Source organism: Rhizobacter sp. P3_C12, from assembly GCF_056402735.1.
This window is the reverse complement of record NZ_JBFUGW010000088.1, coordinates 1-23,373: the sequence shown is the minus strand read 5'-3', so window position 1 is coordinate 23,373 and position 23,373 is coordinate 1. Positions and strand designations below refer to the sequence as shown.

The window sequence follows — 23,373 nt, the reverse complement described above, 5'->3', positions numbered from 1 at the left end:
TCGCCGGCGTGTCGAAGAAGGCCTCGTCGCACAGCAGGAAGTACTGCTCCGTCTGCAGCGGAATGAAATCCAGCTCGAAGCGCCGAGCCGCCGTCTCGACCCCGAAGCCCGCATCGGCCATGCCGCTCGCCACGTACGCGGCCACTGCCGCATGCGTGCGCTCCCACGGCGCATAACCGACCGTCCCGGCAGGGTCCACCCCCGCCTGCTGCAGCAGCAGGTCCAGCAGCAGCCGCGTGCCCGAGCCCGGATCCCGGCTGACGAAGCGCACCTCCACGCGCGCCAGGTCGGCCACCCCCTGGATTCGCATTGGATTGCCGCGCGGCAGCATCAGCCCCTGCCGCCGCGTGCTCACGTCGATCAGCATCTGCTCGCCCGGCCGCAGCCACGGCCGGTAGTGCGCGACACCCGCCGCCTCGAACTCGCCCTGCGGCACGTGCACGCCGGCCACGTCGCACTGCCAGCTCGACACCGCCGACACCGCCTCGATGGCCGTGCAGTACTTCCATTCGAGCTGCATGCCGTCGGCCAGCAACTGCTGCTGCAGGATCTCGATCGAGAACCCGTGGCTCGCATGCAGCCGCAACACCGCCGGCGGCTCCTCCATCGCCTGCGCGATCTCGGCCTCCAGCTCCGAGGCGATCGATTCGAACAACGGCGTCAGCCGCGCCGCAATGCGGTGGTCGGCCCACACCAGCTTCTCGCCCAGCGGCGCCAGCGTCGAGTTGCGCCCCGGCGACATGCGCAGCAGCGGCGCACCGAACAGCTCATGCCCCTGCCGCACCATCTGCCAGGCATGGCGGTACGACAACCCGCTCACCTCGCAGGCACGCGCCAGGCTGCCGTGCTGCTGCACGAGGCGCAGCAGTTCGATGAGCCGCGGCATCAGCGTGCCGCTGCCCTCTCGGCTCAGCGACCACTGGGGCTTGATGGTGACTTTGTTCACGAAATACGGCCTTATCGTTTTCCTGCCCATGTAAGCGATTGCTTGTTCACGGGCCTATGTCCACGGCATCATATTGCCGCCACGCCGGCCCCTGCCTACAGTCGGAGCCTGCGTGTCACTGCAGCATCAAGCCCCGTGCGAGCCCGGCGGGATCTTGAATACCGATACTCACAAACCCGGGAGCAAGAATGTCCACAACCACGGCGGATTCGACAGCATCCGCGCCAGCCCCTGCCGCTGGTCTGCTCGACAAAGAGCGCACCATCGCAGGCCCTGGCTTCAATCGTTGGCTCGTCCCACCGGCCGCCCTCGCGATCCACCTGTGCATCGGCATGGCCTATGGCTTCTCGGTGTTCTGGTTGCCATTGTCCAGGGCACTGGGCATCAAGGAAGCCATCAAGTGCGGTCCTGAGGTCGGCTTCTTCGCCGAATTGTTCACCACCACCTGCGACTGGAAGGTCTCCACCCTCGGGTGGATGTACACCCTGTTCTTCGTGTTCCTCGGCTGCTCGGCGGCGCTGTGGGGCGGCTGGCTCGAACGGGCCGGCCCGCGCAAGGCCGGCGTCGTCAGCGCGCTCTGCTGGTGCGGCGGCATGCTGATCTCGGCGCTCGGCATCCACCTGCACCAGTTCTGGCTGATGATCCTCGGCTCCGGCATCATCGGCGGCATCGGCCTCGGCCTCGGCTACATCTCGCCGGTGTCGACGCTGATCAAGTGGTTCCCCGACCGCCGCGGCATGGCCACCGGCATGGCCATCATGGGCTTCGGCGGCGGCGCGATGATCGGTTCGCCACTCGCGGCCGAACTGATGAAGAACTTCGCATCGCCCACCGGTGTCGGCGTGATGCAGACCTTCATCGTGATGGCGGTGGTGTACTTCGTCTTCATGCTGGGCGGCGCCTTCGGCTACCGCGTGCCGCCGAGCGGCTGGAAGCCCGCAGGCTGGACCCCGCCGGTCGCGCAGACCGCCAACGCGATGATCACGCAGCGCCACGTGCACGTGAAGAAGGTGTGGGGCATTCCGCAGTTCTGGCTGGTCTGGCTGGTGCTGTGCATGAACGTCAGCGCCGGCATCGGCGTGATCGGCATGGCCAGCCCGATGCTCCAGGAAGTCTTCGGCGGCAGCCTGATCGGCGTGGCCAAGAAGATCGGCGAACTCGACACCGCGCAGAAGGCGGCGATCGCCGGCATCGCGGCGGGCTTCACGGCCCTGCTGAGCCTGTTCAACATCGGTGGCCGCTTCTTCTGGGCCAGCATCTCGGACAAGCTCGGCCGCAAGCTGACCTACACGATCTTCTTCGTGCTCGGCGGCGTGCTGTACGCCAGCCTGCCGGGCAGCGCAGGGGCCGGCAGCACGCTGCTGTTCGTCGGTGCGGTGTGCATCATCCTGAGCATGTACGGCGGCGGCTTCGCGACGGTGCCGGCCTACCTGGCCGACCTGTTCGGCACGCAGATGGTGGGCGCGATCCACGGCCGCCTGCTGACGGCCTGGGCCACGGCCGGCATCCTGGGCCCGGTGATCGTGAACTACATGCGCGACTACCAGCTCGGCCTGGGCATCCCGCGCGAGCAGGTCTACAACCAGACGATGTACATCCTGGTCGGCATGCTGGTGATCGGCCTGCTCGCCAACCTGTCGATCCGTCCGGTGGCCGACAAGCACTTCATGAACGATCAAGAGCTGGCCGAAGAGAAGCGCCTGGCGCATGACCGCGCGGCTGCAGCCGACGTGGGCAGCGGCCCCGGCGCAGGCGGCACCACGCCGACCTTCGTGGTCGCGCTGGCCTGGGCGGCAGTGGGCATTCCGCTGGCCTGGGGCGTCTACAAGACCTTGCTCACCGTCGGCAAGTTCTTCGCCTGAAGCTGTAGAAGCAACCCAACACGCCGATAAGTCGGCGTGGTGGGTTTGGTTTGCCTGATTGGGAGCGTTCGAGAAAAATGGCAGAGCAGAAGATCGAGTTCTACAAGGGTCCGGCCGGCGGCTGGGGCGCGCTGAAGAGCGTGGCGCACCAGCTGCTGCAGCACGGCATCGCGGCCAAGGGCGCGAAGACGATGCTGTCGGCCAACCAGCCGGACGGTTTCGACTGCCCCGGCTGCGCCTGGCCCGACCGCGACCACACCTCGACCTTCGAGTTCTGCGAGAACGGCGTGAAGGCGGTGGCCGCCGAGGCCACGTCCAAGCGCGCGACGCCCGAGGTGCTGGGCGCGCACACCGTCTCGTGGTTCGCCGAGCAATCCGACTTCTTCCTCGAAGACCTGGGCCGCATCACGCACCCGATKGTGTATGACGCGGCCTCCGACCGCTACCAGGCGATCGACTGGGACCAGGCGTTCGCGATGATCGCGCGCGAGCTGCGCGCGCTGCCGGACCCGAACCAGGCGATCTTCTATACCTCCGGCCGCACCTCCAACGAGGCGGCCTTTCTCTACCAGCTGTTCGTGCGCGAGTACGGCACGAACAACTTCCCCGACTGCTCGAACATGTGCCACGAGCCGAGCGGCTCGGGCCTGCGCCCGACCATCGGCGTCGGCAAGGGCACGGTCACGCTCGACGACTTCGAGCAGGCCGATGCGATCCTCATCTTCGGCCAGAACCCCGGCACCAACCACCCGCGCATGCTCGGCGAGCTGCGCCAGGCCTCGAAGCGCGGCGCGAAGATCGTCAGCTTCAACCCGCTGCGCGAGCGCGGGCTCGAGCGCTTCGCCGACCCGCAGAGCGCGCTCGAGATGACCACGCTCGGCTCGACGCCGATCAGCTCGCATTACTTCCAGCTGCGCATCGGCGGCGACCTCGCGCTCGTCAAGGGCATGTGCAAGCACGTGTTCGAGCTGGACGACCGCGCGCAGCGCGACGGCGCCGCCCGCGTGCTCGATGTGGCCTTCATCGCCGAGCACACGCACGGCTTCGAGGCCTTCGAGGCCGACGTGCGCGCCGAGAGCTGGGAAACGATCGAGGCCGAATCCGGCCTCACGCAAGCGCAGATCTGCCAGGCCGCCGAGCTGTACGCCGGCGCGAAGAGCGTGATCGCCTGCTGGGGCATGGGCATCACCCAGCACCAGCATTCGGTCGCGACGATCCAGATGATCACCAACCTGCTGCTGATGCGCGGCAACCTGGGCCGCCCCGGTGCCGGCGCCTGCCCGGTGCGCGGCCACAGCAACGTGCAGGGCGACCGCACGATGGGCATCTACGAGAAGCCGGCGCCGGCCTTCCTCGACCGCCTGGGCGAGGTGTTCGATTTCGAGCCGCCGCGCGCCGACGGCTTCGACACCGTCGCCGCGATCGAGGCGATGCTCGACGGCCGCGGCAAGGTGTTCTTCGCGATGGGCGGCAACTTCGCGTCGGCCACGCCCGACACGCATGCCACCTGGAAGGCGCTGCGCCGCTGCGAGCTGACGGTGCACGTCGCGACCAAGTTCAACCGCAGCCACGTGATCCACGGCCGCCAGGCGCTGCTGCTGCCCTGCCTGGGCCGCACCGAGGTCGACCTGCAGGCCGCCGGCACGCAGGGTGTGACGGTCGAAGACTCGATGAGCATGGTGCACCTGTCGTCGGGCATCAACGCGCCGGCCTCGCCGATGCTGCTGTCCGAGCCGGCGATCGTCGCGCGGCTGGCGGCTGCCACGCTGCCTTCCAGCAAGACGCCGTGGCTGTGGCTGGTCGAGGACTACAGCCGCATCCKCGACAAGATCGAGGCGGTGTTCGACGACTTCGCCGGCTTCAACGAGAAGATCAGGAAGCCGGGCGGCTTCCGGCTGCGCAACACCGCGTCGGAGCGCGTGTGGGTCACCGCATCGAACAAGGCGCAGTTCAGCGCCCATCCGGTGCCGCGCGACACCGCCGTGCACCGCGCCCGCCAGCAGACCGATGCGGTCGTGCTGACGCTGGCCACGGTGCGCTCGCACGACCAGTACAACACGACGATCTACGGCATGGACGACCGCTACCGTGGCGTCTACGGGCACCGCCGCGTGGTCTTCATCAACCGCGACGACCTGAAGGAAATCGGCATGAAGGCCGGCGACTGGGTCGACATCACGAGCGTGTACTTCGGCGACGCCGGCAATGACGAACGGCGCACCGCCGACAAGTTCCTGCTGGTCGAGTACGACATCCCGCGCGGCTGCATCGCGAGCTACTACCCCGAGACCAACGCGCTGGTGCCGCTGCAGAGCTTCGCGATCGGCGCCCGCACGCCGACCTCGAAGTCGATCCCGGTGGTGCTGACACTGCGCCCGAAGGACGGGTCGGTGGCAAACGCGCGCGATGTCGTCGAACCCGCCGTCGCCTGAGGAAGCTGAAAACGCACCCGCGCCGCTCGAGGAGCGTGCGCTGCCGGAGTTGCTCGAGCTCGACGAAGACGGCCGCGGCGTCTCGCTGACGCGGCTGGCCAAGCGGCTGGGCGTGCGCGTCAGCGTGCTGATCCGCCTCTACACGCGGATGAGCGATGCCCGCATCGGCGACGCGGTCGGCCCCGGCTGGGTGCGCCTGCAGGTCGACGAGGCCGGACAATGGCGGGCCTTCGCCACCGACATCGCACGCCGATTGACATGAGCCTTCCCCAACCCGACACCTGCGACCTGCCCGACAGCCTGCCGCCCACCGAGGCGGTGTCGGTGCGCCGCCACGTCGGTGCGGAGGCCAGCGAGCGCCGCGACACCGTGGCCGTGGAGTCGCCGGTCGCGCTGGTCTTCAACGGGCTGTCGCACGCGGTGATGATGGCCACGCCGACCGACCTGGAGGCCTTCGGGCTCGGCTTCGCGCTCTCCGAAGGGCTGATCACCGGCCGCGACGAATGCCGCGACATCGAGGTGATGGCCCATGCGCGCGGCTGCGAGGTGCACCTGACGGTGTCGTCACGTGCGTTCGCGGCCCTGAAGGACCGCAAGCGCTCGCTCGAGGGCCGCACCGGCTGCGGGCTGTGCGGCATCGACAGCCTGGCGCAGCTCGACCTGATGCCCACCGCGCGCGTCCCCGAGCACGCGCCGATCCCGGCCGACGTGGTGCTGCGCGCGTTCGCCGCGCTGCCGGCCCGGCAGGCGCTGAACGCGGTCACCGGCGCCTRCCATGCGGCCGGCTGGGCCACGCCCACCGGCGAGCTGCTCGACGTGACCGAGGACGTCGGCCGCCACAACGCGCTCGACAAGCTGCTCGGCCGCCTCGCGCTGGCGGGCCGGCTCGGCGCACCGGGCTTCGTCGTGATGTCCAGCCGCGCCAGCTACGAGCTGGTGAGCAAGTGCGCGCGGCTGCAGGTCGGCACGCTGGCCGCGATCTCGGCACCGACCTCGCTCGCCGTCGACATCGCGCGGCAGTCGGGGCTGCAGCTGTACGGCTTCTGCCGCGGCCAGCAGGCGGTGGACTACACCGCGCTCGCGACGCTCGGCTGACACGCCCTGACATCGACAAACTGGGGGGTTCGGTTTCCGCGAACTTGGGGATGCCGTGAACGCGGCGTGAAGGCACGCTGTCGTTGCTGCCTCACCAGGACCAACCATGGCCCCCCCGGTCGTCGACCTGAGCAAGACCCTCTCGCTGGCCACGATCACCGCCGACGAGCGCGCGCTGCTGGCGCAGTTGCAGGGCAACCTGTTGAAGGGCCACGGCCGGCCGCAGGCGGCGCACCTGCTGCTGAAGTTCGGCCATGCGCAGGCCGGGCGCGACTTCCTGCGTGCGCTGCGGCCGCGGCTCGGCCGTGCCGACACGCAGCTCGCCGATGCGCAGCGCGTGCGCGCCGCGCGCGCGGCCGGCACGCCGCTGCAGACGCCGCTGTTCGTGTCGTGCCTGCTGTCGGCCAGCGGCTACCGGGCACTGCAGGTGCCGCGCGGGCGCTGGCCGTCGGACCCGGCGTTCATCGAAGGCCTGAAGGACCGGCAGCCGATGCTGCGCGACCCCGACCAGGCCGGCTGGGAGCCGGCCTGGCGCGACGAGGTGCACGCGCTGGTGCAGCTGGCAGGCGATGCGCCGCAGGTGGAGGCGGCGCTCGCCGACTGGACGGCGGCGCCCCGCGAGGGTGTCGAGCTGCTCGGCATCGAGCACGCCCGCAGCTGGCGCAATGGCCGCGGCGAAGGCATCGAGCATTTCGGTTTCGTGTCGGGGCGCAGCCAGCCCTTGATGATCGAGGAGGACATCGCCCGCGACGCACTGCGTGGCGGGGGCAGCGAGCGGTGGTCGCCGCGCTTCGCGCTGTCGCAGGTGCTGGTGCGCGACGCGGCGGTCGATGATCCGGCGGCGCACGGCTCGTACGTCGTCTACCGCAAGCTCGAGCAGAACGTGCAGGCCTTCCAGCAGGCCGAGGCGGCGCTGGCACGCGGGCTGCGCAAGCTCGGCGCGGCCGCCGACGTGGCGCTGGCCGGCGCGATGCTGGTGGGCCGTTTCGCCGACGGCACGCCGCTCGCGATGCAGGGCCACGCCGGGTTGGCGGAACCGGTGGCCAACGATTTCGATTACGCCGCCGACCCGCAGGGGCTCCGGTGCCCGTTCCATGCCCACATCCGCAAGACGAACCCGCGCGGCGACACGGTGCGCGAATTCGGCATCGCGCCGGCGGCCGAGCGTGCGCGGCTGATGGCGCGGCGCAGCATGCCGTACGGCGAGCGGCGGCAGGATGCGCAGGGGCGCTTCGGCGATGCGCCCTCGCACGGCGTCGGGCTGCTGTTCATGGCCTGCCAGGCGAGCATCGTCGAGCAGTTCGAGTTCTCGCAGGCGAACTGGGCCAACGACGAGGGCTTCGTGCTCGGCCACACCGGCATCGACCCGCTGGCCGGCCAGGGCGGCGCGGTGAAGCACCGCCACCATGCGGGCTGGGGGGATGCGCAGGCGCCGACGCTGTCGCAGCGGATGTCCGGKTTCGTGACGTTGAAGGGTGGGGAGTATTTCTTCGCGCCGTCGCTGGGGTTCTTCGCGAACTTGTAGCCCGGATGCCAATCCGGGTTCCACGGCCACGAATTCCGGATTGGCATCCGGGCTAGGCAGCGCAGCTCCGAAACCCCGTGAACTGCACATCGCAATCCGGCAACTCGAAATTGCGATAGCACGCATGCCGCAGCCGCTCGCGCGTCGCGAACGACGCGCCGCGCAGCACGCGGTGGCGGTCGTCGAAGCCGGGCATCGAATGCCCGAGGTCCGGCCCCGGCTCGAAATGGTCGTAGGGCCGGAAGCGGCCGGCCGTCCATTCCCACACCTGGCCCCAGCGGAAGCCGCGCGATTCGCCGGCGCGCGCCGCATGCTCCCACTCCACCTCGGTCGGCAGCCGCCGGCCGGCCCAGCGGCACCAGGCGTCGGCCTCGTACCAGCTCAGGTGCAGCGCAGCCTGCCCGAGCGGCACGCGCGCCAGCCGGCCGAAGCGCTGCTGCAGCACGCCCTGGCGCAGCTGGTCGACATACAGCGGGCTGCGCCGCCCGCCCGCCTGCACCCAGGCCCAACCCTCGGGCGTCCACCAGCGCGCTTCGTCATAGCCGCCATCCTCGACGAACTCGCCGTACTGCGCCCAGCTCACCGCCTGCGCGTCGATCTCGAACTCGGGCAGCGTCACGTCGTGTGCCGGCTGCTCGTTGTCGTACGCGAAGCCCTCGCCCGATTCGCTGCCGATGCGCGAGCGCGTCGCCGGGAACAGCAGCGCTGGCCGCGCCGGCAGCGTCGACAGCGCGGGCCACAGCCCGGCATCGAAGCCGAGCTGCTGCGACAGCACCGCCAGGCCCTCGGCATGCGCGTCTTCATGGAACAGCGCGAGACGGAAGAAATACAGCGCCGCATCGCCCTCGTGCGCATGCTCCAGCAGCTCGAGCGTGGTCTCCAGCGTCTCGGCCAGGTAGGCGCGCACCGCCTGCGCATCGGGCAGCGCCAGCGCGCGGCGCGTGGCCACCGGCGCCAGCGAGGCGTCGAACCAGCCATCGGCCCCCGGCTCGATCGACGCGAGCCGCGGCGCCCGCGGGTTGCAGTGCTCGCCGCGGTGGCGCTGCACGTTGCGGCCGATCCAGTACTCCTGGTACCAGCCCAGGTGGCCGAGCGTCCACAGCGGCGGATCCACCGCGGGCCGCAGCGATTCCGGCACCGCCACGCGCGCGTCCTCGAAGGCCTGCAGCCAGCGCAGCGAATGGTTGCGCGCATCCATCAGCGCGAGCGACAGCAGGTCGCGGCCGGCGCGGCGCATGCGGGCCGCATCGATGGGCGGGGCTTGGAAATCCAGCATCGGAGGGGCGACGTGGTGCGCAGCAGAGTGGCGTAGAAAGTGGCGGAGAATAGCGCGCCGCGAGATACTGTGGTTTCGTACAGCCACCACCATGACCCGACGCCTGATCGCCCACCTCGACATGGACGCCTTCTACGCGTCCGTCGAACTGCTGCGCTACCCCGAGCTGCGCGGCCAGGCGGTGGTGATCGGCGGCGGGCGCGACAGCAAGCCGCGCCAGCTGGCCGACGGCAGCTGGCGCTACGCGAAGCTGCGCGACTACACCGGCCGCGGCGTCATCACCACCTCCACCTACGCGGCACGCGCGCTCGGCGTGTACTCGGCGATGGGCATGATGAAGGCCGCCGTGCTGGCGCCCGACGCCATCCTGCTGCCGGTCGACTTCGACGAATACCGGCGCTACTCGCGCCTGTTCAAGGCCGCGGTGCGGCAGATCGCGCCGCTGGTCGAAGACCGCGGCATCGACGAGATCTACATCGACCTGACCGACGTACCCGGCGCACAGCACGACGCCGGCCGCAGCCTCGGCCAGGCGCTGAAAGACGCGGTGTTCGACGCCACCGGCCTGACCTGCTCGGTCGGCGTCACGCCGAACAAGCTGCTGTCCAAGCTGTGCTCCGAACTCGACAAGCCGAACGGCCTGACGCTGCTGTCGTTCGATGAAATCCCGGCGCGCATCTGGCCGCTGGCCGCGAAGAAGGTCAACGGCATCGGCCCGAAGGCGAGCGAGAAGCTGGCCGGCTTCGGCCTGCACACCATCGGCGACATCGCCGCGGCCGACCCGGCCTGGCTGGTCGAGCACTTCGGCAAGAGCTACGGCGCGTGGCTGCACGAGGCCTCGCACGGCCGCGACGAGCGCGCCGTGGTGACGTACAGCGAGCCGAAGTCGATCAGCCGCGAGACCACCTTCGACCGCGACCTGCACGCGGTGCGCGACCGGCCCGCGCTGTCGGCCATCTTCACCGAGCTGTGCGTGGAGCTCGCCGGCGACCTGGCGCGCAAGGGCTACGCCGGCAAGACCATCGGCATCAAGCTGCGCTTCGACGATTTCAAGATCGTCACGCGCGACCTGACGCTGCCCGCCCACACGATGGACGCCCGCACGATCCGCCGCGCCGCGGGCGAATGCCTGAAGCGCGTCGACCTGTCGCGCCGGCTGCGGCTGCTGGGCGTGCGCGCCGGCAACCTGGCCACGCTGAGCGAGCTGGTCGCCCCGATGGCCGCGCCGCCCGAGGTGCGCGAGGCCGAGCCGGTCTACGCGCCGATGCCGTTGTTCGATCAGCCAGACCCGTAGCCCGGATTGCCAATTTTTCACGTTAAGGGGACCATGCGCCCCTGCGCGATCGGCAGACTGCATCCGTGGCCGACCTCAGTGCGTAGATCCGCCAACGAACCTGAGGAGACCCCATGCCCTTGCATCGACTGGCGCTCGCGTGCGCCGTCCTTCCCCTCGCCGTCGCCACCGCGCCGGTGCTGGCCCAGAGCAGCACCTACGGCGGCAAGCTGCTGCTGACCGGCGGCGTCAGCAGCATCGACGGTGCGGCTGGCGGCGGCCTGACGCCCTGGGCCGTGACCGGCGGCTATGGCACGACCCGCGAGTTCGGCGGCTCGGCCTTCGTGACTCGCGTGAAGACGCAGGACTACGGACTGAGCGGCTATGGCGTCGCAGTCGCCTATGACGATCGCATCGAGCTCTCGCTCGCCCACCAGGATTTCGACACCGGCCCGGTCGGCGGGGCCCTCGCCGGCGTGCTGGGCGATCCGTCGTTCAACGACCTGCGGCTGAAGCAGGACATCGTCGGCCTGAAGCTGCGCGTGGCCGGCGATGCGGTGCTCGACAGCGACAGCTGGATGCCGCAGATCGCCGTCGGCCTGCAGTACAAGAAGGCGCATTCCGGGCCGCTGGCCGACGTGCTGACCGCGTTCGGCGCGAAGGACAGCGGCACCGACCTCTACGTCAGCGCGACCAAGCTGTTCCTCGCACAGGGCATCCTCGCCAACCTGACACTGCGCGCCACCAAGGCCAACCAGAACGGCCTGCTCGGCTTCGGCGCGACCGAACACGACAGCTACCGGCTGCAGCCCGAGGTGTCGCTGGCCTATCTGTTCAGCAAGACCATCGCGGCCGGCATCGAATACCGCGCCAAGCCGGACAACTTCCGCCACAACACCGCGCTCGGCGCCGGCGCGCTGAAGGAGGACGACTGGGCCGACGTGTTCATCGCGTGGGCGCCGTGCAAGAACTTCTCGCTGACCGCCGCTTACGTCGACCTCGGCAAGATCGTGCCGGGCGTCGTGACGCGCCGGCAGAACGGCGGCTACCTGTCCGCGCAGATCGCGTTCTGACCCCTGCCAGGAGACCCACGATGAACCGCATCCTTTCCACRCTGGCCCGTGCGCTGCTGCTCGGCGCGGCGCTCATGGCCGGCGGCGCGCATGCGCAGACCACCACCAAGCCCACCGATGACGCGCTCTACCAGCAGCTCGGCGCGCAGCCCGGCCTCGTGAAGCTGGTCGACGACTTCATGGTCCGGCTGCTGGCCGACCCGCGGATGAACCCGTTCTTCAAGGACGTCGACCAGGCGCACGTGAAGGCCGAGCTGGTCACGCAGTTCTGCGAGGTGTCGGGCGGCCCATGCCGGCGCAAGGGCCCGGACATGAAGCAGGCGCACGCCGGCATGGACATCAACAAGAACAACTTCAACGCGCTGGTCGAGGTGCTGCAGCAGGCGATGGAGGCGCAGGGCATCGCGTTCACCACGCAGAACAAGCTGCTCGCCAGGCTGGCGCCAATGCACCGCGACATCATCAACACACCCTGAGCCACACCATGACCTCTTCCCACCCGACCCTGCGCGCCCTCGCGCTCGCCCTGACCACCCTCCTCGCGCTGAACGCGCAGGCCGCCAGCGTGCAGGTCCTCGTGACCGATGCCGACGGCAAGCCGGCCATCGACACCGTGGTGCTGATCGAGCCGGCGATCAAGCCGCTGCTGAAGCCGCCGGCGGCGCCGGTCGTGATCGCGCAGGAGAACCTGCGTTTCGCGCCCTTCCTGACGGTGGTGCCGGCCGGCACGACGCTGCGCTTCCTGAACCGCGACAGCTACGACCACCACGTGCGCTCGGTGCCGAGCGGGCCGCTGGGCAGCATGCCGGCGGTGAAGAGCTTCGAGATCCGGCTGGATGCCGCGGAATCGGCGCCTGCGGCCGGTGGCCGCAAATCCGAGTACGACGACTACCAGGCTGCCGCACCGCGCGCCAAGAAGACCGGCAGCTCGCAGGCCGACATCAAGGTCGAGACGGCCGGCCCGATCGGGCTGGGCTGCCACCTGCATGCGTCGATGCGCGGGCAGGTGTACGTGACCGACACGCCGTGGTACGCGAAGACCGACGAGAACGGCATCGCCCGCATCGACAACGTGCCCGAGGGCGCGGCGCAGCTCGTGCTGTGGCACCCGGACCAGTTGCAGGACCAGCCGGCGCAGCCGGTGCAGGTGGGTGCCGAGGCGCTGAAGGCCGGTGGCAAGCTCAACTTCGTGCCGCGCAAGCGCCGCGGCGCCTGAGCGTCACGACGCGGCGTCGGCGTGCCGCGTCGGCGGCAGCATCGCCGCGATCGACTCGCTGATGCCGGTGATGCCCTGGTTGTTCAGGCCGGCGTCCTTCATCACCGCGTCGATGATGGGCTTGGCGATCTGGTACTGCAGCGCCGAGTTGACGACCTGCTCCGGAAAGGTGCCGGTGCCGGCTTGACCTGATCCCGCCGCGCCGTTCCCGTCGCCGCCCTGGCCCAGGCCGTTGACCTGGAAGATGCGGATCGAATCGATCTGCTCCATCGGCTTGACCGCCTGCGCAATGATGTGCGGCAACTGCTGCAACAGCTGCATGCGCACCTGCAGGTCGATCTGGGCCGACGACAGCGTGTTCAGCGCGTCGTTCAACGCGCGCCGCCCCTCGGCCTCGGCCAGCGCCGCCGCCTGGCGCGCCGCGGCCTCGATGCGGATCGCCTCGGCGCGATCGACCGTCGCGTCCTTCTCGGCCGCAGCGGCCACCTTCACCGCGATCGCCTTCTGCTGGGCGGTCTTGTCGGCCTCGATCAGCTCGATCTCCTTCAGGCGCTCGGCCACCGCGACCTCGCGCGCCGTCGTCACGCCTTCTTCCGACTTCACCGCTTCGGCCCGCGCCGCGTTGGCTGCGGCATCGGCTTCCGACTGCTCGCGCGACTTGTTGGCGATCGCGATCTGCGTGTCCTGGCGCGCGATCTCGACCTGCTTGCGCTGCTCGGCGCGCTGCACCTCGGTCTGGCGCTCGCTCTCGATGGTGCGCGTCTGCACGGCCAGGTTCTTCTCGATCTCGGCCGCCTTGATCTCGCGCTCGGCGACGATGCGCTTCTGGCTCACCTGGCGCTCGGCCTCGATCTTCACCGTCTCCGCCTCGCGGCTGCGCTCGGCCTGCTGCTGCGCGATCTGCGCCATCTGCTCGGCACGCGCGATCTCGATCTCGCGCTGCTGGGTCAGCGTCGCGAACTCCTGGTCCTTCTCGATCAGCAGCTTCTGGCGCGATGCATCGAGGTTCTTGGTGCGCACCTGCATCTCGGTGTCCTGCTCGACGTCGTTGCGCTGCTTGCGGCGCGACTCGGTCTGCTCGGTCAACCTCGTCAGGCCCTCGGCGTCGAAGGCGTTGTTCGGGTTGAAGAACTGCTTGTCGGTCTGGTCCAGGCTGGTCAGCGAGACGGACTCGAGCTCGAGCCCGTTCTTCTCGAGGTCTTCGGCCACCGCGTTCTGCACCGCCTGCACGAACTCGCGGCGCTTGTCCTGCAGCTCCTGGATGGTCATGGTCGCGGCGGTCGCGCGCAGCGAATCGACGAACTTGTCCTCGACCAGCGCCTTCAGCTCGTTCGGGCTCAGCGTGCGCGCACCCAGCGTCTGGGCCGCGGTGCTGATCGCCTCGGCGGTCTGCTTGACGCGCACGAAGAACGCCGCGATCACGTCGACGCGCATGCGGTCTTTCGTGATCAGGCTCTCGCGCTCGCGGCGAAGCACCTCGAGCTTGAGCGTGTTCATGTTCACCATCACCAGCTCATGGAACACCGGCAGCACGATGGCGCCGCCGTCCATGATGACCTTCTGGCCGCCCAGGCCGGTGCGAACGAACGCGGTTTCCTTGGTGGAGCGCTTGTAGAGCCGCGCCAGCACCAGGCCGATCAGCACGATCGCCAGCAGCGCAATGGCGGCGAGCACGCCGATCTCGATCAGACTGTTCATCACGACCTCCTCCTCGATGGATCCGAAACGTTGTGGGTGCCCCGCACGCTACATCAGCGTCGGGTGCGGGTTCGCTATCACTCTGTAGATGCTGCCGACGCGCGACACCACCAGCACCTCCATGCCGTCGGCCAGCACCAGGCCGGCCACGTCGGGTTCGGCCAGGAGGAAATGGGCCCGGCCGTGCGCATCGCGCAGCCGCGCCTGCGAGGCCAGCCCTTCGCGAGTGGACGCGCTGGTGATGGTGGCGACCCGGCCGATGAACTCGCGTTCGCTGACGATGGAGCTTTCGTCGCGCGGGATGATCCGCCCGAGCGCGCCGCCGAGCAGGCGCACCGCCGCGACGGCGCCGGCACCGGCCGGCAGCGAGGCGACCAGGCCCGGCAGGTAGGCGCCGCTGACGCCCGAGGCCAGCATCTGCACCAGGTAGCCGCAGATCGAGAAGCCGGCCAGCAGCAGCACCAGCAGGATCAGCGTCGGCACCTTGCCCAGGTGCAGCCAGCCCAGCACGCCGTCCAGGCCGGCGTCGGAATGGGGCTCGGGCAGCAGCGAGTGGTCGATCCACTCGCTCGGGCTGAACGACGACAGCAAGCCGACCAGCTCCAGCACCGCGAGGCCGAGCATCACCACGAAGGCCGCGCCGAAGGGCACCGTCTGCGGCGCCGTCAGGAGATTCATGCCTGGGCCGCCTTCAGCTTCATCAGGCGCTCCTCGATCTGGTTGTTCAGCACCATGTCCTCCAGCTCCTTCAGCCGCGCGGCATGCTCGATCGACGTGCCGGCCGCGGCCGGCGACAAGCCGGTCTCGCGCTGGTAGATGCGGTCGAAGGCGGAGCTGGCGGCCTCGACCCGGCGCTCGCTGCTGCGCGTGGTGGCGGCATGCGCGGTGCCGCCGGCCACCGCCTTGCGCGAGGCACGGAAGTTCTGCAGCGCCTCGGTCATCTCGCGGCGCTTGGCCAGCAGCGCGTTGACGTAGCCGGTGAGTTCGGTCTCTTCGCCGGACAGCTCGGCCAGCGAGCGCTCGAGCACAGGGATCTGGGCCTCGATGTCGAGCTGGCGCGCCACCGCGACGCGGGCCAGGTCTTCGCGCGACTGCGCGATGGCCTCGTCGATGTGGGCCGACAGCTCGGTGTGGCGGCGGTTCAGCAGCGCGTGCTGTTGCTGTGCCAGGTGGCGGTTGGCCGCGGCGGTGCCCAGCTCGTGGCGCACCTCGTCGACCACCTTGTCGATTTCGCGCAGGGCCTGCTCCATCATCGCCTCGGGAGCGGCGCCTTCGAGCCGGTCGAGCAGCGCATGGGCACTGCCGACGATGACGCGGCCGACGCGCGCCTTCAGGGAATCAGCCATGGGGACCTCCTTGCTTGTCGTTGAGAAGCTGGGCGAGTTCGAGCGTGCTCTTCCAGTGTCGTCGCACCACGCCGGGATCGAAAGCCGATGCCTCGCTGGTCGCGCCCTGGCGCAGCAGGCCATCGGCCATCGCGAACAGGCGCCGCACCAGCGCGTCTTCCAGCGCGCGCGCCTCGCCGGCATTGGCGGGGCGCGACGACACCACCAGCGCGAGCGTGGAAGTCAGCTGCTCCAGCGAGGCGGCCAGCAGGTCGGAGTGTCGGCCGGATTCGCGCTCGGCCGCCACCAGGCCGTCGCGCAGGCCGCCCATCAGGTCGCGCACCCAGGCATGGGCCGCGGCGTAGTCGAAGGCACCGTCGTACTGGCGCTTCAGCTGGGACAGCAGCACCCGCACCTTGTCGCTGTTGGTGGGCGCGCCTTCGATCTCCAGGCCGGCCAGCCAGAGGTAGATGTCGCCGGGCAATCGCGCGGACACCGGCTCCATGGACGAGGTTCTCACCATGACGCTTCCTTCGCAGTCGTTCCGTTGCGGCCCAGTGTATTCAATTGAATTCGTTTGTCAACAAACGAATTCGACGCGCCCGAGAGCGGCCTATCATCGCGCCTCATGAGCCTGCCCGACCTCCGCTACCCGTCGATCGACGGCCTGCGCGCCTTCGAGTGCGCGGCCCGCCTGGGCAGCTTCGAGCGCGCGGCCGATGAGTTGCACGTGACGGCGAGCGCGATCGGCAAGCGCATCGCGACGCTGGAGGAGCTGCTCGGCACCCCGCTGCTGACGCGCTCGGCGCGGGCGCTGGTGCTGACGCCGGCCGGCAAGGAGTACCTGGCCCAGGTCTCGACCGCGCTCGGCCTGCTGGCTGCAGTGCCCTTGCACCAGCGCGCCGCGCAGCAGGTGCAGCGGCTGCGCATCACGGCGCCGCCGACGTTCGCGCGCCAGGTGCTGGTGCCGCACCTGCAGCAGTTCACCGAGGCGCATCCGCGGGTCGAGCTGGAGATCGTGCTGTCGATCCCGTTCCTCGACGTGGTGGGCAGCGAGGCCGACATCGAGGTGCGCCACCTCGACGATGCGGTGGGCGAGGCGCCGCCGCTGATGCACGACGTGGTGATGGCGATGGCCGCGCCTTCGCTGATCGCGCGGCTGGGGCCGCTGCGCACGCCGGCCGACCTGGCCGACGCGCCCTTGCTGCGCACGCCGATCGAACCGTGGACGCCGTGGTTCCGCGCGGCGGGCCTGGACTGGGGCGAGCCGACGCAGGGCACGAAGCTGGTCGACCTGGGGCTGACGCTGGAGGCGGCTGTCAGCGGCCAGGGCGTGGTGCTGGCGCGACCGAGCCTGGCGCGGCCGTGGCTGGCGAGCGGCGCGCTGCGGCCGCTGTTTGCGCTGGCGACGACGCCGACGCGGCAATACCGGCTGCTGCCGCATGCGGCCGACGGTGCGGCGGCGGAGTTTGCGCGGTGGCTGCGCGGCACCTGCGGTGCGGTGGCGAGCGAAGCACTTGCCGAGGCGCGAGCGCTGGCGTCTGTTTCGGGTTAGTCCGGAAGATCTTTCCGATCAAACCGGCACCGCCCCCGACTAGCATGGCGGGCGCTCGCCCACCTCCGTTCGGGCTGAGCCTGTCGAAGCCGGCGCACCTCGCGGGCACTTCGACAGGCTCAGTGCGAACGGAGAACTGCCCTGCATTTCAGGACCATCCATGCCCGTGATCACCTGCATCGAAGACCTCCGCGTGCTCGCCGAGAAGCGCGTGCCGCGCATGTTCTACGACTACGCCGACTCCGGCTCGTACACCGAGGGCACCTACCGCGCCAACGAGAGCGAGTTCCAGAAGATCAAGCTGCGCCAGCGCGTGGCCGTGAACCTGGCCAACCGCTCGCTGCGCACGCAGATGATCGGCATCGACGTGGCGATGCCGGTGGCGCTGGCGCCGATCGGCATGTGCGGCATGCAGCATGCCGACGGCGAGATCCTGGCGGCGCGCGCGGCCGAGAAATTCGGCGTGCCGTTCACGCTGTCGACGATGAGCATCAGCTCGATCGAGGACGTGGCCGCCAACACGACCGCGCCGTTCTGGTTCCAGCTCTACGTGATGAAGGACCGGGATTTCGTCGAGCGCTTGATCGATCGCGCGAAGGCCGCGAAGTGCGGCGCGCTGGTGCTGACGCTGGACCTGCAGATCCTCGGGCAACGGCACAAGGACCTGAAGAACGGCTTGTCGGCACCGCCGAAGCCGACCATCGCGAACCTGATCAACCTGGCGACCAAGCCGCAGTGGTGCATGGCGATGCTGGGCACGAAGCGCCGCACCTTCGGCAACATCGTCGGGCATGTGAAGGGCGTGGCCGACATGTCGTCGCTGGGCTCGTGGACGGCCGACCAGTTCGACCCGACGCTCAGCTGGGCCGATGTGGAATGGATCAAGAAGCGCTGGGGCGGCAAGCTGATCCTGAAGGGCATCCTGGATGCGGAAGACGCCCGGCTCGCGGCCGACACGGGCGCCGATGCGCTGATCGTGTCGAACCACGGCGGGCGGCAGCTCGATGGCGCCTTGTCGTCGATCGAAGCCCTCCCGGGCATCGTCGACGCGGTGGGGTCACGCATCGAGGTCTGGATGGACGGCGGGATCCGCTCCGGCCAGGACGTGCTGAAGGCCGTCGCGCTCGGTGCCAAGGGCACGATGCTCGGCCGCGCCTTCATCTACGGACTCGGCGCGATGGGCGAGGCTGGGGTGACGAAGGCGCTGCAGGTCATCGCGAAGGAGCTGGATACGACGATGGCGTTTTGTGGGAGGACCGATATTCGCCACGTGGACGACGGCATCCTGCGCTGATCACCAGCCCTGCATTCGGATCAGTTGCTTGCCGAGTTCGAATGCTCCGACCCCTTCAGAGGGAACAACGCTCGAACCCTCTTCTCACATTGCTGGAAGTTCTCATTGTCCTCGCTAAACACTAGATCGACATGTGCCCGCTCCCATTTTCTTGAGCCGATCACCTCTTCGGACAACTGCTGTGCCTCCCTGATGAATCCCTTCAGCTTTTCTACCTGATCGGCATCAAGAACCACGTTGTTGGCGTAGTGGGCCGACCCCATCCAGTCAATGCAGTCTCTATTGTTGTCGATCAAAGCACCGAATTTCACTATTGCCTTAAGGCTGTTATTCCCTTCCGCAAGCTCGATCAACATTTCATTATCTAGGATCTTATCAATGCCACGCGTAGCTGCCGCCAGCCCCCGGAAGATGCGAGACAACTGAAATTTCGTTCCATTGTGACCCGCCCTGAATTCCCGGAGTACTTCGGAAAAATTATTAGTAACAATTTTCGCTATTTTATCCAAATCCACCTTCCCCACTGCAGAGAAATTCGCAACGGCAGCAGTATAGTTGTCCAAATTTATCTTTGCTTTGTCGATCTCTGATTCTCGTCCGCGGGAAAACTCACTAGGCACGCCGAAGGCCGTCGTGGCAGCCGAGATGCTATCTCTCAGCGCTGTCGACTTCGGATCTCCATCAATCTTCTCTCCATTCGCCAAGAAGTTTATTTTGTATTCCGGATGACGAGCCAGGAAATCAAGCCCCATCTCCACCATGATTCTGCCAGCGTCCTTTTGAGGGTATCCGAATATTCCAGCACTGATCGGAACCAGCGACAGGTCATGAATAGGATTCTGCTCCAACCCCTCACGCCCCCTGTTGTATTTCAGAACACCCTGAAAGAAGGATGCATAGCAGGCACGGAGCTTCTGCTCTTGTCGCTTCGAGGCAGTCTTTCCTTGAAACAACTGGCGCAGCTTGACTTTGCCACCGAGCACGTACCAGGCATTCCGATTCGGCCCTCTAATACTGATGACTGCTTCCGGGGCACTCTTGTCATTTCCCCCCAAAATCTTCATCGCACCGGAGATTGGCACCACGAATGCGTCGGCCACATTGGCATGCCCCACCTCATCGGTATACCCTGCATAGGCAGCCTGCTGTGCTTGCTTGAATTCCTTCTGATTCAGCCCTTTCTGAATGGCAAGCGATACGCCACCCTTGCCCCAACCAGTAGGACTGGCAGGATTCAGGACAATTCGTCCGAACTGTTCTGCGATGTTGAATTTTCCCGCGATGTCTTTCGGATTGCAATCGCTGTAGAGAAACTCGGCTCTCGTCGCGGCTCCCAAGAGACCATCCACATACTCCCCGAGCTCTTTACACCAAGAATGTGCTTGGATGGATCCACTTTTTTCCGCCGCCTTCCATGCATCGCAAAATGATCTGACTTTCTTTAGATCCACGGACTCCCCCCGGAGAATTGCCTGCATTTCCTCGATAGGGCCTACCTCTATGGCGAGTTCCATCGCCAACTCCTGAATCGTGCTTTTCTGCGTGAAGTAGGCGAAACCATCGAGCTTGTTTCCCCATTTTTTTATCGTATCCCTCCCTTTAACTGCCTCATTCGGATTGGCGACCTGCTTGTCAATCCGCGAACGCGTGCGCAACAGTTGCTTCTTGTGATATTCAGCCTCCTTCCTGGGTGATGGAACATGGATATTCTTAATTCTTCTGGATTGGATGTTCGTCTTCATGTCTGCAAAGTGGGTTGAGAAAGTGGGGTGTGGAATTCCAAACGCTCGACAGCGTTCAGCCTGTAGCTCGATCCAGATGCGGTGGGGTCGGGGTGCCATGACTCAAACCAGATGGCCGATAGTTCACCTCGCTCACGAAGCAGGCTCACCAACGCCCGGCAGTCGAGTCCCTCGAGGTCGACGGGCTCCCTGTAGATCACGGTCGCACCGTCGGTGTCCATTCCGCAACCAATCCCACCGCGCTGATTCAGGCCACCGTTCATTTCGAGCAGGTGCAACAAGGCATCCCTGGCGCAGGTCTCAGGGAGCGCACCAAAGTCAAACTCAAGGACCGCCTGCGCCGCCCGCTTGTGCGAGTGCTTGATCCGCACATCGGCTTCACCAACGCTCAACAGGAGTTCGATGGCGCCCGACTGACCGGTGACGATTTCTTCCGCATAGCTCACATCCTCATGCCGCCATAACTCGCGCATCAAACCGACGAACCGTCTGCGGATGCTGATGTTCGAAACCTCGTGAGTCATCAGAAGATTGCCCCGCATCGCCAAGCTGCGGCCCGAACCGCCAAGGTCTTCATCGTCGCCTGCAGGGCACTCGCATGACAGTCAGTCAACGACAGATGCTTGCTGAAGGTGATCACCATGTCGTCTCCCACTCGCCGCAATCCGAAGCTGCCTTGCTCCGCACGCAGCATCTGCATGTTGGACTGCAATAGCCCCAGCAGCACCTCGTTGCTCTCGGGTGGCGGGCCCAACTCGCATTCGACAAGAAGGGTGTCGCTGTCGGCGTTCAGATCGTGGACAAGGTCGAACGCCACGCCATCGACGCGGAGGGAAACAAGCATTGCGTCAGCGGAGTTCGATTCGATTTCCGACTGACCTGAAGCGCCGTCCAGTTCGTCAGCCAGCGCAATGAAACGGCCGCGCCAGGATTCACGCTCGGGATTTGATGGGTACTGCATGGATTCCGAAGTTCCGTCAAGGTGAGGACAAACGCGACTGCGATCTACCTCTCCCCCGACAGTCCGGTAAGTCACACCCTCGCGGAGCCGGTTCCACCGGATCGAAAAGTCGGACGGTTTGAACCCAGCAATACGTCAGTTCCCAGACCTCGAACTATCGAGGCAGTGCACCCGGAACCGCTTCCAGGTAAGCCTCCAACGCCGCCACCGCATGCCTCACCTTCGCCGGCTGCCCATCCCGCTGCGGCGTCACCGCCCACACCGGGATCCCTGGCACCTGCCACTCCGGCATCAGCTGCACCAGCCGCCCCGCGCGCAGGTCGTCATCCACATCCGCCCGCGTCAGCAGCGCGATCCCCAGCCCGGCCAGGCACATCTGCTGCAGGCTCAGCTGGTTGTTGCTGGTGATGCGCGCCTCCAGCCGCAGCGATTCGTGCTCGCCCTCGCCGCGCCGCATCTCGAAGGCCAGCGCGGTGCCATCGCGTGACAGCACGATCCACTGGTGCGCCAGCAACTCCCTCGGCGACTGCGGCGTGCCGTGGCGGTGCAGGTAGGCCGGCGCCGCGCACAGGATCCACGCGAAACTGCACAGCCTTCGCGCGACGTAGGTCGAATCGGGCATGCGCCCGGCACGCAGCGCGAGGTCGATGCGCGCATCGATCAGGTCGATCAACGCGTCGTCCACCAGCAGCCGCAGCGTCAGCCCCGGGTGATCGGCCAGCAGCGGCGCCAGCGCCGGCGCGATGTAGCGCGCAAAGCCCACCGGCGCCGAGATCCGCAACTCGCCCACCGGCGCGTCGTGCGCCAGCGTCAGCTGCCGCCGCGCCTGCTCGGCGGCATCCACCATCGCCCGGCAATGCTCGGCAAAACGCGCCCCCGCGTCGGTCAGCGTCAGCTTGCGCGTCGAGCGGTGCAGCAGCGTCACGCCGCTGCCCTGCTCCAGCGCGCGCATCTGCTGGCTCACCGCCGAGGTGCTCATGCCCTGCGCCCGCGCGGCGCCGCTCATCGAGCCGTGGCGCACCACCTCGGCAAACAAGGCCATGCGGCGAAGGTCATCCATGATCGTGAAGCCTGGCTAAAGAATGTTGTTCGAAATGAGCGACTGGCGCACTCATTGTGAAGCCCGGATCATCGCGCCATCGACAACTCCCTGAAAGAACACCCATGAAGATCGCCCTGATTGGCGCCACCGGCTTCGTCGGCTCCGAGGTGCTGAAGGAACTGCTGTCGCGCGGCCACCAGGTGACCGCGCTGGCCCGCACGCCGGCCAAGCTGCCCGCGCAACCCGGCCTGACGGTCGTCAAGGCCGATGCGCTCGACGCCGCCCAGGTGGCCGCCGCCGTCGAAGGCCATGACGCCGTGGTCGACTCGTACAACCCCGGCTGGAGCGAGCCGCGCATCCACGACGTGTTCCTGCAAGGCACGCGCGCCATCGTCGACGGCGTCAAGCGCTCGGGCGTCAAGCGCGTGCTGATCGTCGGCGGCGCCGGCAGCCTGTTCGTCGCGCCCGGCGTGCAGCTGGTCGACACGCCGCACTTCCCCGCCGAGTACAAGCAGGGCGCGCTGGCCGCCCGCGAGGCGCTGAACCAGATCCGCGCCGAGACCGCGCTGGAGTGGACCTTCCTGTCGCCCGCCGCGCTGCTCGCGCCCGGCCCGCGCACCGGCAAGTTCCGCATCGGCGCCGACGAGCTGCTGATGGACGGCGACAAGCCGGCCGGCCTCTCGGTGGCCGACCTGGCCGTCGCGATCGTCGACGAGATGGAGACGCCGAAACACATCCGCAAGCGCTTCACAGCCGCTTACTGATTCCCTGGGTTTACGGGGGTCGGCTCGGGCGTTCGTTCTGGAGACAATCCCTCCACAACCACAGGAGGGATTTCACGTGTCCGATGTCTTGCGCGCTGATCTGGCGAGCCGCCGCTTTGTCTTGAAAGGTCTGAGTTCCGCCGTGCTGCTGGCCGTGGCGGCCTGCGGTGGGGGCGGTGGGGACGGCAGTCCTGCTCCGGCCCCGGTCGRCGGTACGCCACCTGCCCCCGTGCCGCCCGCACCGGTTCCGCCGCCGCCGGCCCCGGCGCCCGGCCTGCCGCCGCTGTCGGCCGC

23 protein-coding genes are annotated in these 23,373 nt (G+C 67.8%); 13 read left to right on the top strand and 10 right to left on the bottom strand.

Going from position 1 to position 23,373, the window contains the following annotated elements; genetic code table 11:
* A partial coding sequence (locus AC1DXV_RS15570) for a substrate-binding domain-containing protein (protein WP_477934387.1) occupies positions 1 to 946 on the bottom strand: 946 nt, incomplete at its 3' end.
* A 188-nt stretch (positions 947 to 1,134) separates the two neighbouring features.
* Between AC1DXV_RS15570 and AC1DXV_RS15565 the strand changes: the two genes are divergently transcribed.
* From AC1DXV_RS15565 to AC1DXV_RS15545, 5 genes are all read left to right on the top strand, one after another.
* The gene (locus tag AC1DXV_RS15565) at positions 1,135 to 2,808 is read left to right on the top strand and encodes an OFA family MFS transporter (protein WP_477934385.1); all 1,674 of its coding nucleotides are present in this window, start codon (positions 1,135 to 1,137) and stop codon (positions 2,806 to 2,808) included.
* Between the two features lie 77 nt (positions 2,809 to 2,885).
* A complete protein-coding gene (locus AC1DXV_RS15560) occupies positions 2,886 to 5,240 on the top strand; it encodes an FdhF/YdeP family oxidoreductase (protein ID WP_477934383.1) in 2,355 nt (784 codons plus the stop codon).
* Positions 5,215 to 5,502: a hypothetical protein gene (locus tag AC1DXV_RS15555; protein ID WP_477866288.1), complete on the top strand. Its 288-nt coding sequence runs from the start codon at positions 5,215 to 5,217 to the stop codon at positions 5,500 to 5,502. Before AC1DXV_RS15560 ends, AC1DXV_RS15555 begins: the two co-directional genes overlap by 26 nt.
* A complete protein-coding gene (gene fdhD, locus AC1DXV_RS15550; RefSeq protein ID WP_477934381.1) occupies positions 5,499 to 6,335 on the top strand; it encodes a formate dehydrogenase accessory sulfurtransferase FdhD in 837 nt (278 codons plus the stop codon). Before AC1DXV_RS15555 ends, fdhD begins: the two co-directional genes overlap by 4 nt.
* Before the next feature lie 106 nt (positions 6,336 to 6,441).
* Complete coding sequence (locus AC1DXV_RS15545; protein WP_477934379.1) at positions 6,442 to 7,860, top strand: Dyp-type peroxidase; 1,419 nt, start codon at positions 6,442 to 6,444, stop codon at positions 7,858 to 7,860.
* Positions 7,861 to 7,912: 52 nt separating this feature from the next.
* Here the strand turns inward: AC1DXV_RS15545 and senA are convergent, their stop codons facing one another.
* Positions 7,913 to 9,136: a selenoneine synthase SenA gene (gene senA / locus AC1DXV_RS15540; protein ID WP_477934377.1), complete on the bottom strand. Its 1,224-nt coding sequence runs from the start codon at positions 9,134 to 9,136 to the stop codon at positions 7,913 to 7,915.
* Between the two features lie 91 nt (positions 9,137 to 9,227).
* Between senA and dinB the strand changes: the two genes are divergently transcribed.
* From dinB to AC1DXV_RS15520, 4 genes are all read left to right on the top strand, one after another.
* Positions 9,228 to 10,430, top strand: a complete 1,203-nt coding sequence (gene dinB, locus AC1DXV_RS15535; protein ID WP_477934375.1) for a DNA polymerase IV — start codon at positions 9,228 to 9,230, stop codon at positions 10,428 to 10,430.
* Positions 10,431 to 10,543: 113 nt separating this feature from the next.
* Positions 10,544 to 11,482 carry a DUF3034 family protein gene (locus AC1DXV_RS15530; RefSeq protein WP_477867412.1) on the top strand — a complete coding sequence of 313 codons (939 nt, stop codon included), beginning with the start codon at positions 10,544 to 10,546 and terminating at the stop codon, positions 11,480 to 11,482.
* A gap of 20 nt (positions 11,483 to 11,502) precedes the next feature.
* Positions 11,503 to 11,958 carry a group I truncated hemoglobin gene (locus tag AC1DXV_RS15525; protein ID WP_477934373.1) on the top strand — a complete coding sequence of 152 codons (456 nt, stop codon included), beginning with the start codon at positions 11,503 to 11,505 and terminating at the stop codon, positions 11,956 to 11,958.
* 8 nt (positions 11,959 to 11,966) lie between these two features.
* Positions 11,967 to 12,698, top strand: coding sequence for a cupredoxin domain-containing protein (locus AC1DXV_RS15520; RefSeq protein WP_477867408.1), 732 nt, complete (start codon positions 11,967 to 11,969; stop codon positions 12,696 to 12,698).
* Between the two features lie 3 nt (positions 12,699 to 12,701).
* Here the strand turns inward: AC1DXV_RS15520 and AC1DXV_RS15515 are convergent, their stop codons facing one another.
* Genes AC1DXV_RS15515 through AC1DXV_RS15500 form a run of 4 tightly spaced genes read right to left on the bottom strand, consistent with a single transcriptional unit; the run spans position 12,702 to position 16,244 of the window.
* Positions 12,702 to 14,396 carry a flotillin family protein gene (locus AC1DXV_RS15515; RefSeq protein ID WP_477867406.1) on the bottom strand — a complete coding sequence of 565 codons (1,695 nt, stop codon included), beginning with the start codon at positions 14,394 to 14,396 and terminating at the stop codon, positions 12,702 to 12,704.
* Positions 14,397 to 14,444: 48 nt separating this feature from the next.
* A complete protein-coding gene (locus AC1DXV_RS15510) occupies positions 14,445 to 15,074 on the bottom strand; it encodes an OB-fold-containig protein (protein WP_477867404.1) in 630 nt (209 codons plus the stop codon).
* Positions 15,071 to 15,742: a PspA/IM30 family protein gene (locus tag AC1DXV_RS15505; protein WP_047513130.1), complete on the bottom strand. Its 672-nt coding sequence runs from the start codon at positions 15,740 to 15,742 to the stop codon at positions 15,071 to 15,073. Before AC1DXV_RS15505 ends, AC1DXV_RS15510 begins: the two co-directional genes overlap by 4 nt.
* The gene (locus AC1DXV_RS15500) at positions 15,735 to 16,244 is read right to left on the bottom strand and encodes a hypothetical protein (protein WP_047513132.1); all 510 of its coding nucleotides are present in this window, start codon (positions 16,242 to 16,244) and stop codon (positions 15,735 to 15,737) included. The genes AC1DXV_RS15505 and AC1DXV_RS15500 overlap by 8 nt, the downstream gene beginning before the upstream one ends.
* Positions 16,245 to 16,349: 105 nt before the next feature.
* Between AC1DXV_RS15500 and AC1DXV_RS15495 the strand changes: the two genes are divergently transcribed.
* A complete protein-coding gene (locus AC1DXV_RS15495; RefSeq protein ID WP_477934371.1) occupies positions 16,350 to 17,276 on the top strand; it encodes a LysR substrate-binding domain-containing protein in 927 nt (308 codons plus the stop codon).
* A gap of 160 nt (positions 17,277 to 17,436) precedes the next feature.
* On the top strand, positions 17,437 to 18,570 hold the full coding sequence (locus AC1DXV_RS15490) for an alpha-hydroxy acid oxidase (RefSeq protein WP_477870168.1): 1,134 nt from the start codon (positions 17,437 to 17,439) through the stop codon (positions 18,568 to 18,570).
* A gap of 20 nt (positions 18,571 to 18,590) precedes the next feature.
* Here the strand turns inward: AC1DXV_RS15490 and AC1DXV_RS15485 are convergent, their stop codons facing one another.
* From AC1DXV_RS15485 to AC1DXV_RS15470, 4 genes are all read right to left on the bottom strand, one after another.
* Positions 18,591 to 20,312, bottom strand: coding sequence for a macro domain-containing protein (locus AC1DXV_RS15485; protein ID WP_477870166.1), 1,722 nt, complete (start codon positions 20,310 to 20,312; stop codon positions 18,591 to 18,593).
* Positions 20,309 to 20,836 carry a type III secretion system chaperone family protein gene (locus AC1DXV_RS15480; RefSeq protein WP_477870164.1) on the bottom strand — a complete coding sequence of 176 codons (528 nt, stop codon included), beginning with the start codon at positions 20,834 to 20,836 and terminating at the stop codon, positions 20,309 to 20,311. Before AC1DXV_RS15480 ends, AC1DXV_RS15485 begins: the two co-directional genes overlap by 4 nt.
* Complete coding sequence (locus tag AC1DXV_RS15475) at positions 20,836 to 21,273, bottom strand: CesT family type III secretion system chaperone (RefSeq protein WP_477934369.1); 438 nt, start codon at positions 21,271 to 21,273, stop codon at positions 20,836 to 20,838. The genes AC1DXV_RS15480 and AC1DXV_RS15475 overlap by 1 nt, the downstream gene beginning before the upstream one ends.
* Before the next feature lie 154 nt (positions 21,274 to 21,427).
* Complete coding sequence (locus AC1DXV_RS15470) at positions 21,428 to 22,333, bottom strand: LysR family transcriptional regulator (RefSeq protein ID WP_477873359.1); 906 nt, start codon at positions 22,331 to 22,333, stop codon at positions 21,428 to 21,430.
* A 104-nt stretch (positions 22,334 to 22,437) separates the two neighbouring features.
* Between AC1DXV_RS15470 and AC1DXV_RS15465 the strand changes: the two genes are divergently transcribed.
* Complete coding sequence (locus AC1DXV_RS15465) at positions 22,438 to 23,079, top strand: NAD(P)-dependent oxidoreductase (RefSeq protein WP_477873357.1); 642 nt, start codon at positions 22,438 to 22,440, stop codon at positions 23,077 to 23,079.
* Positions 23,080 to 23,155: 76 nt separating this feature from the next.
* Positions 23,156 to 23,373, top strand: a 218-nt coding sequence (locus AC1DXV_RS15460; RefSeq protein ID WP_477934367.1) for a hypothetical protein, incomplete at its 3' end; no start/stop codon positions are given.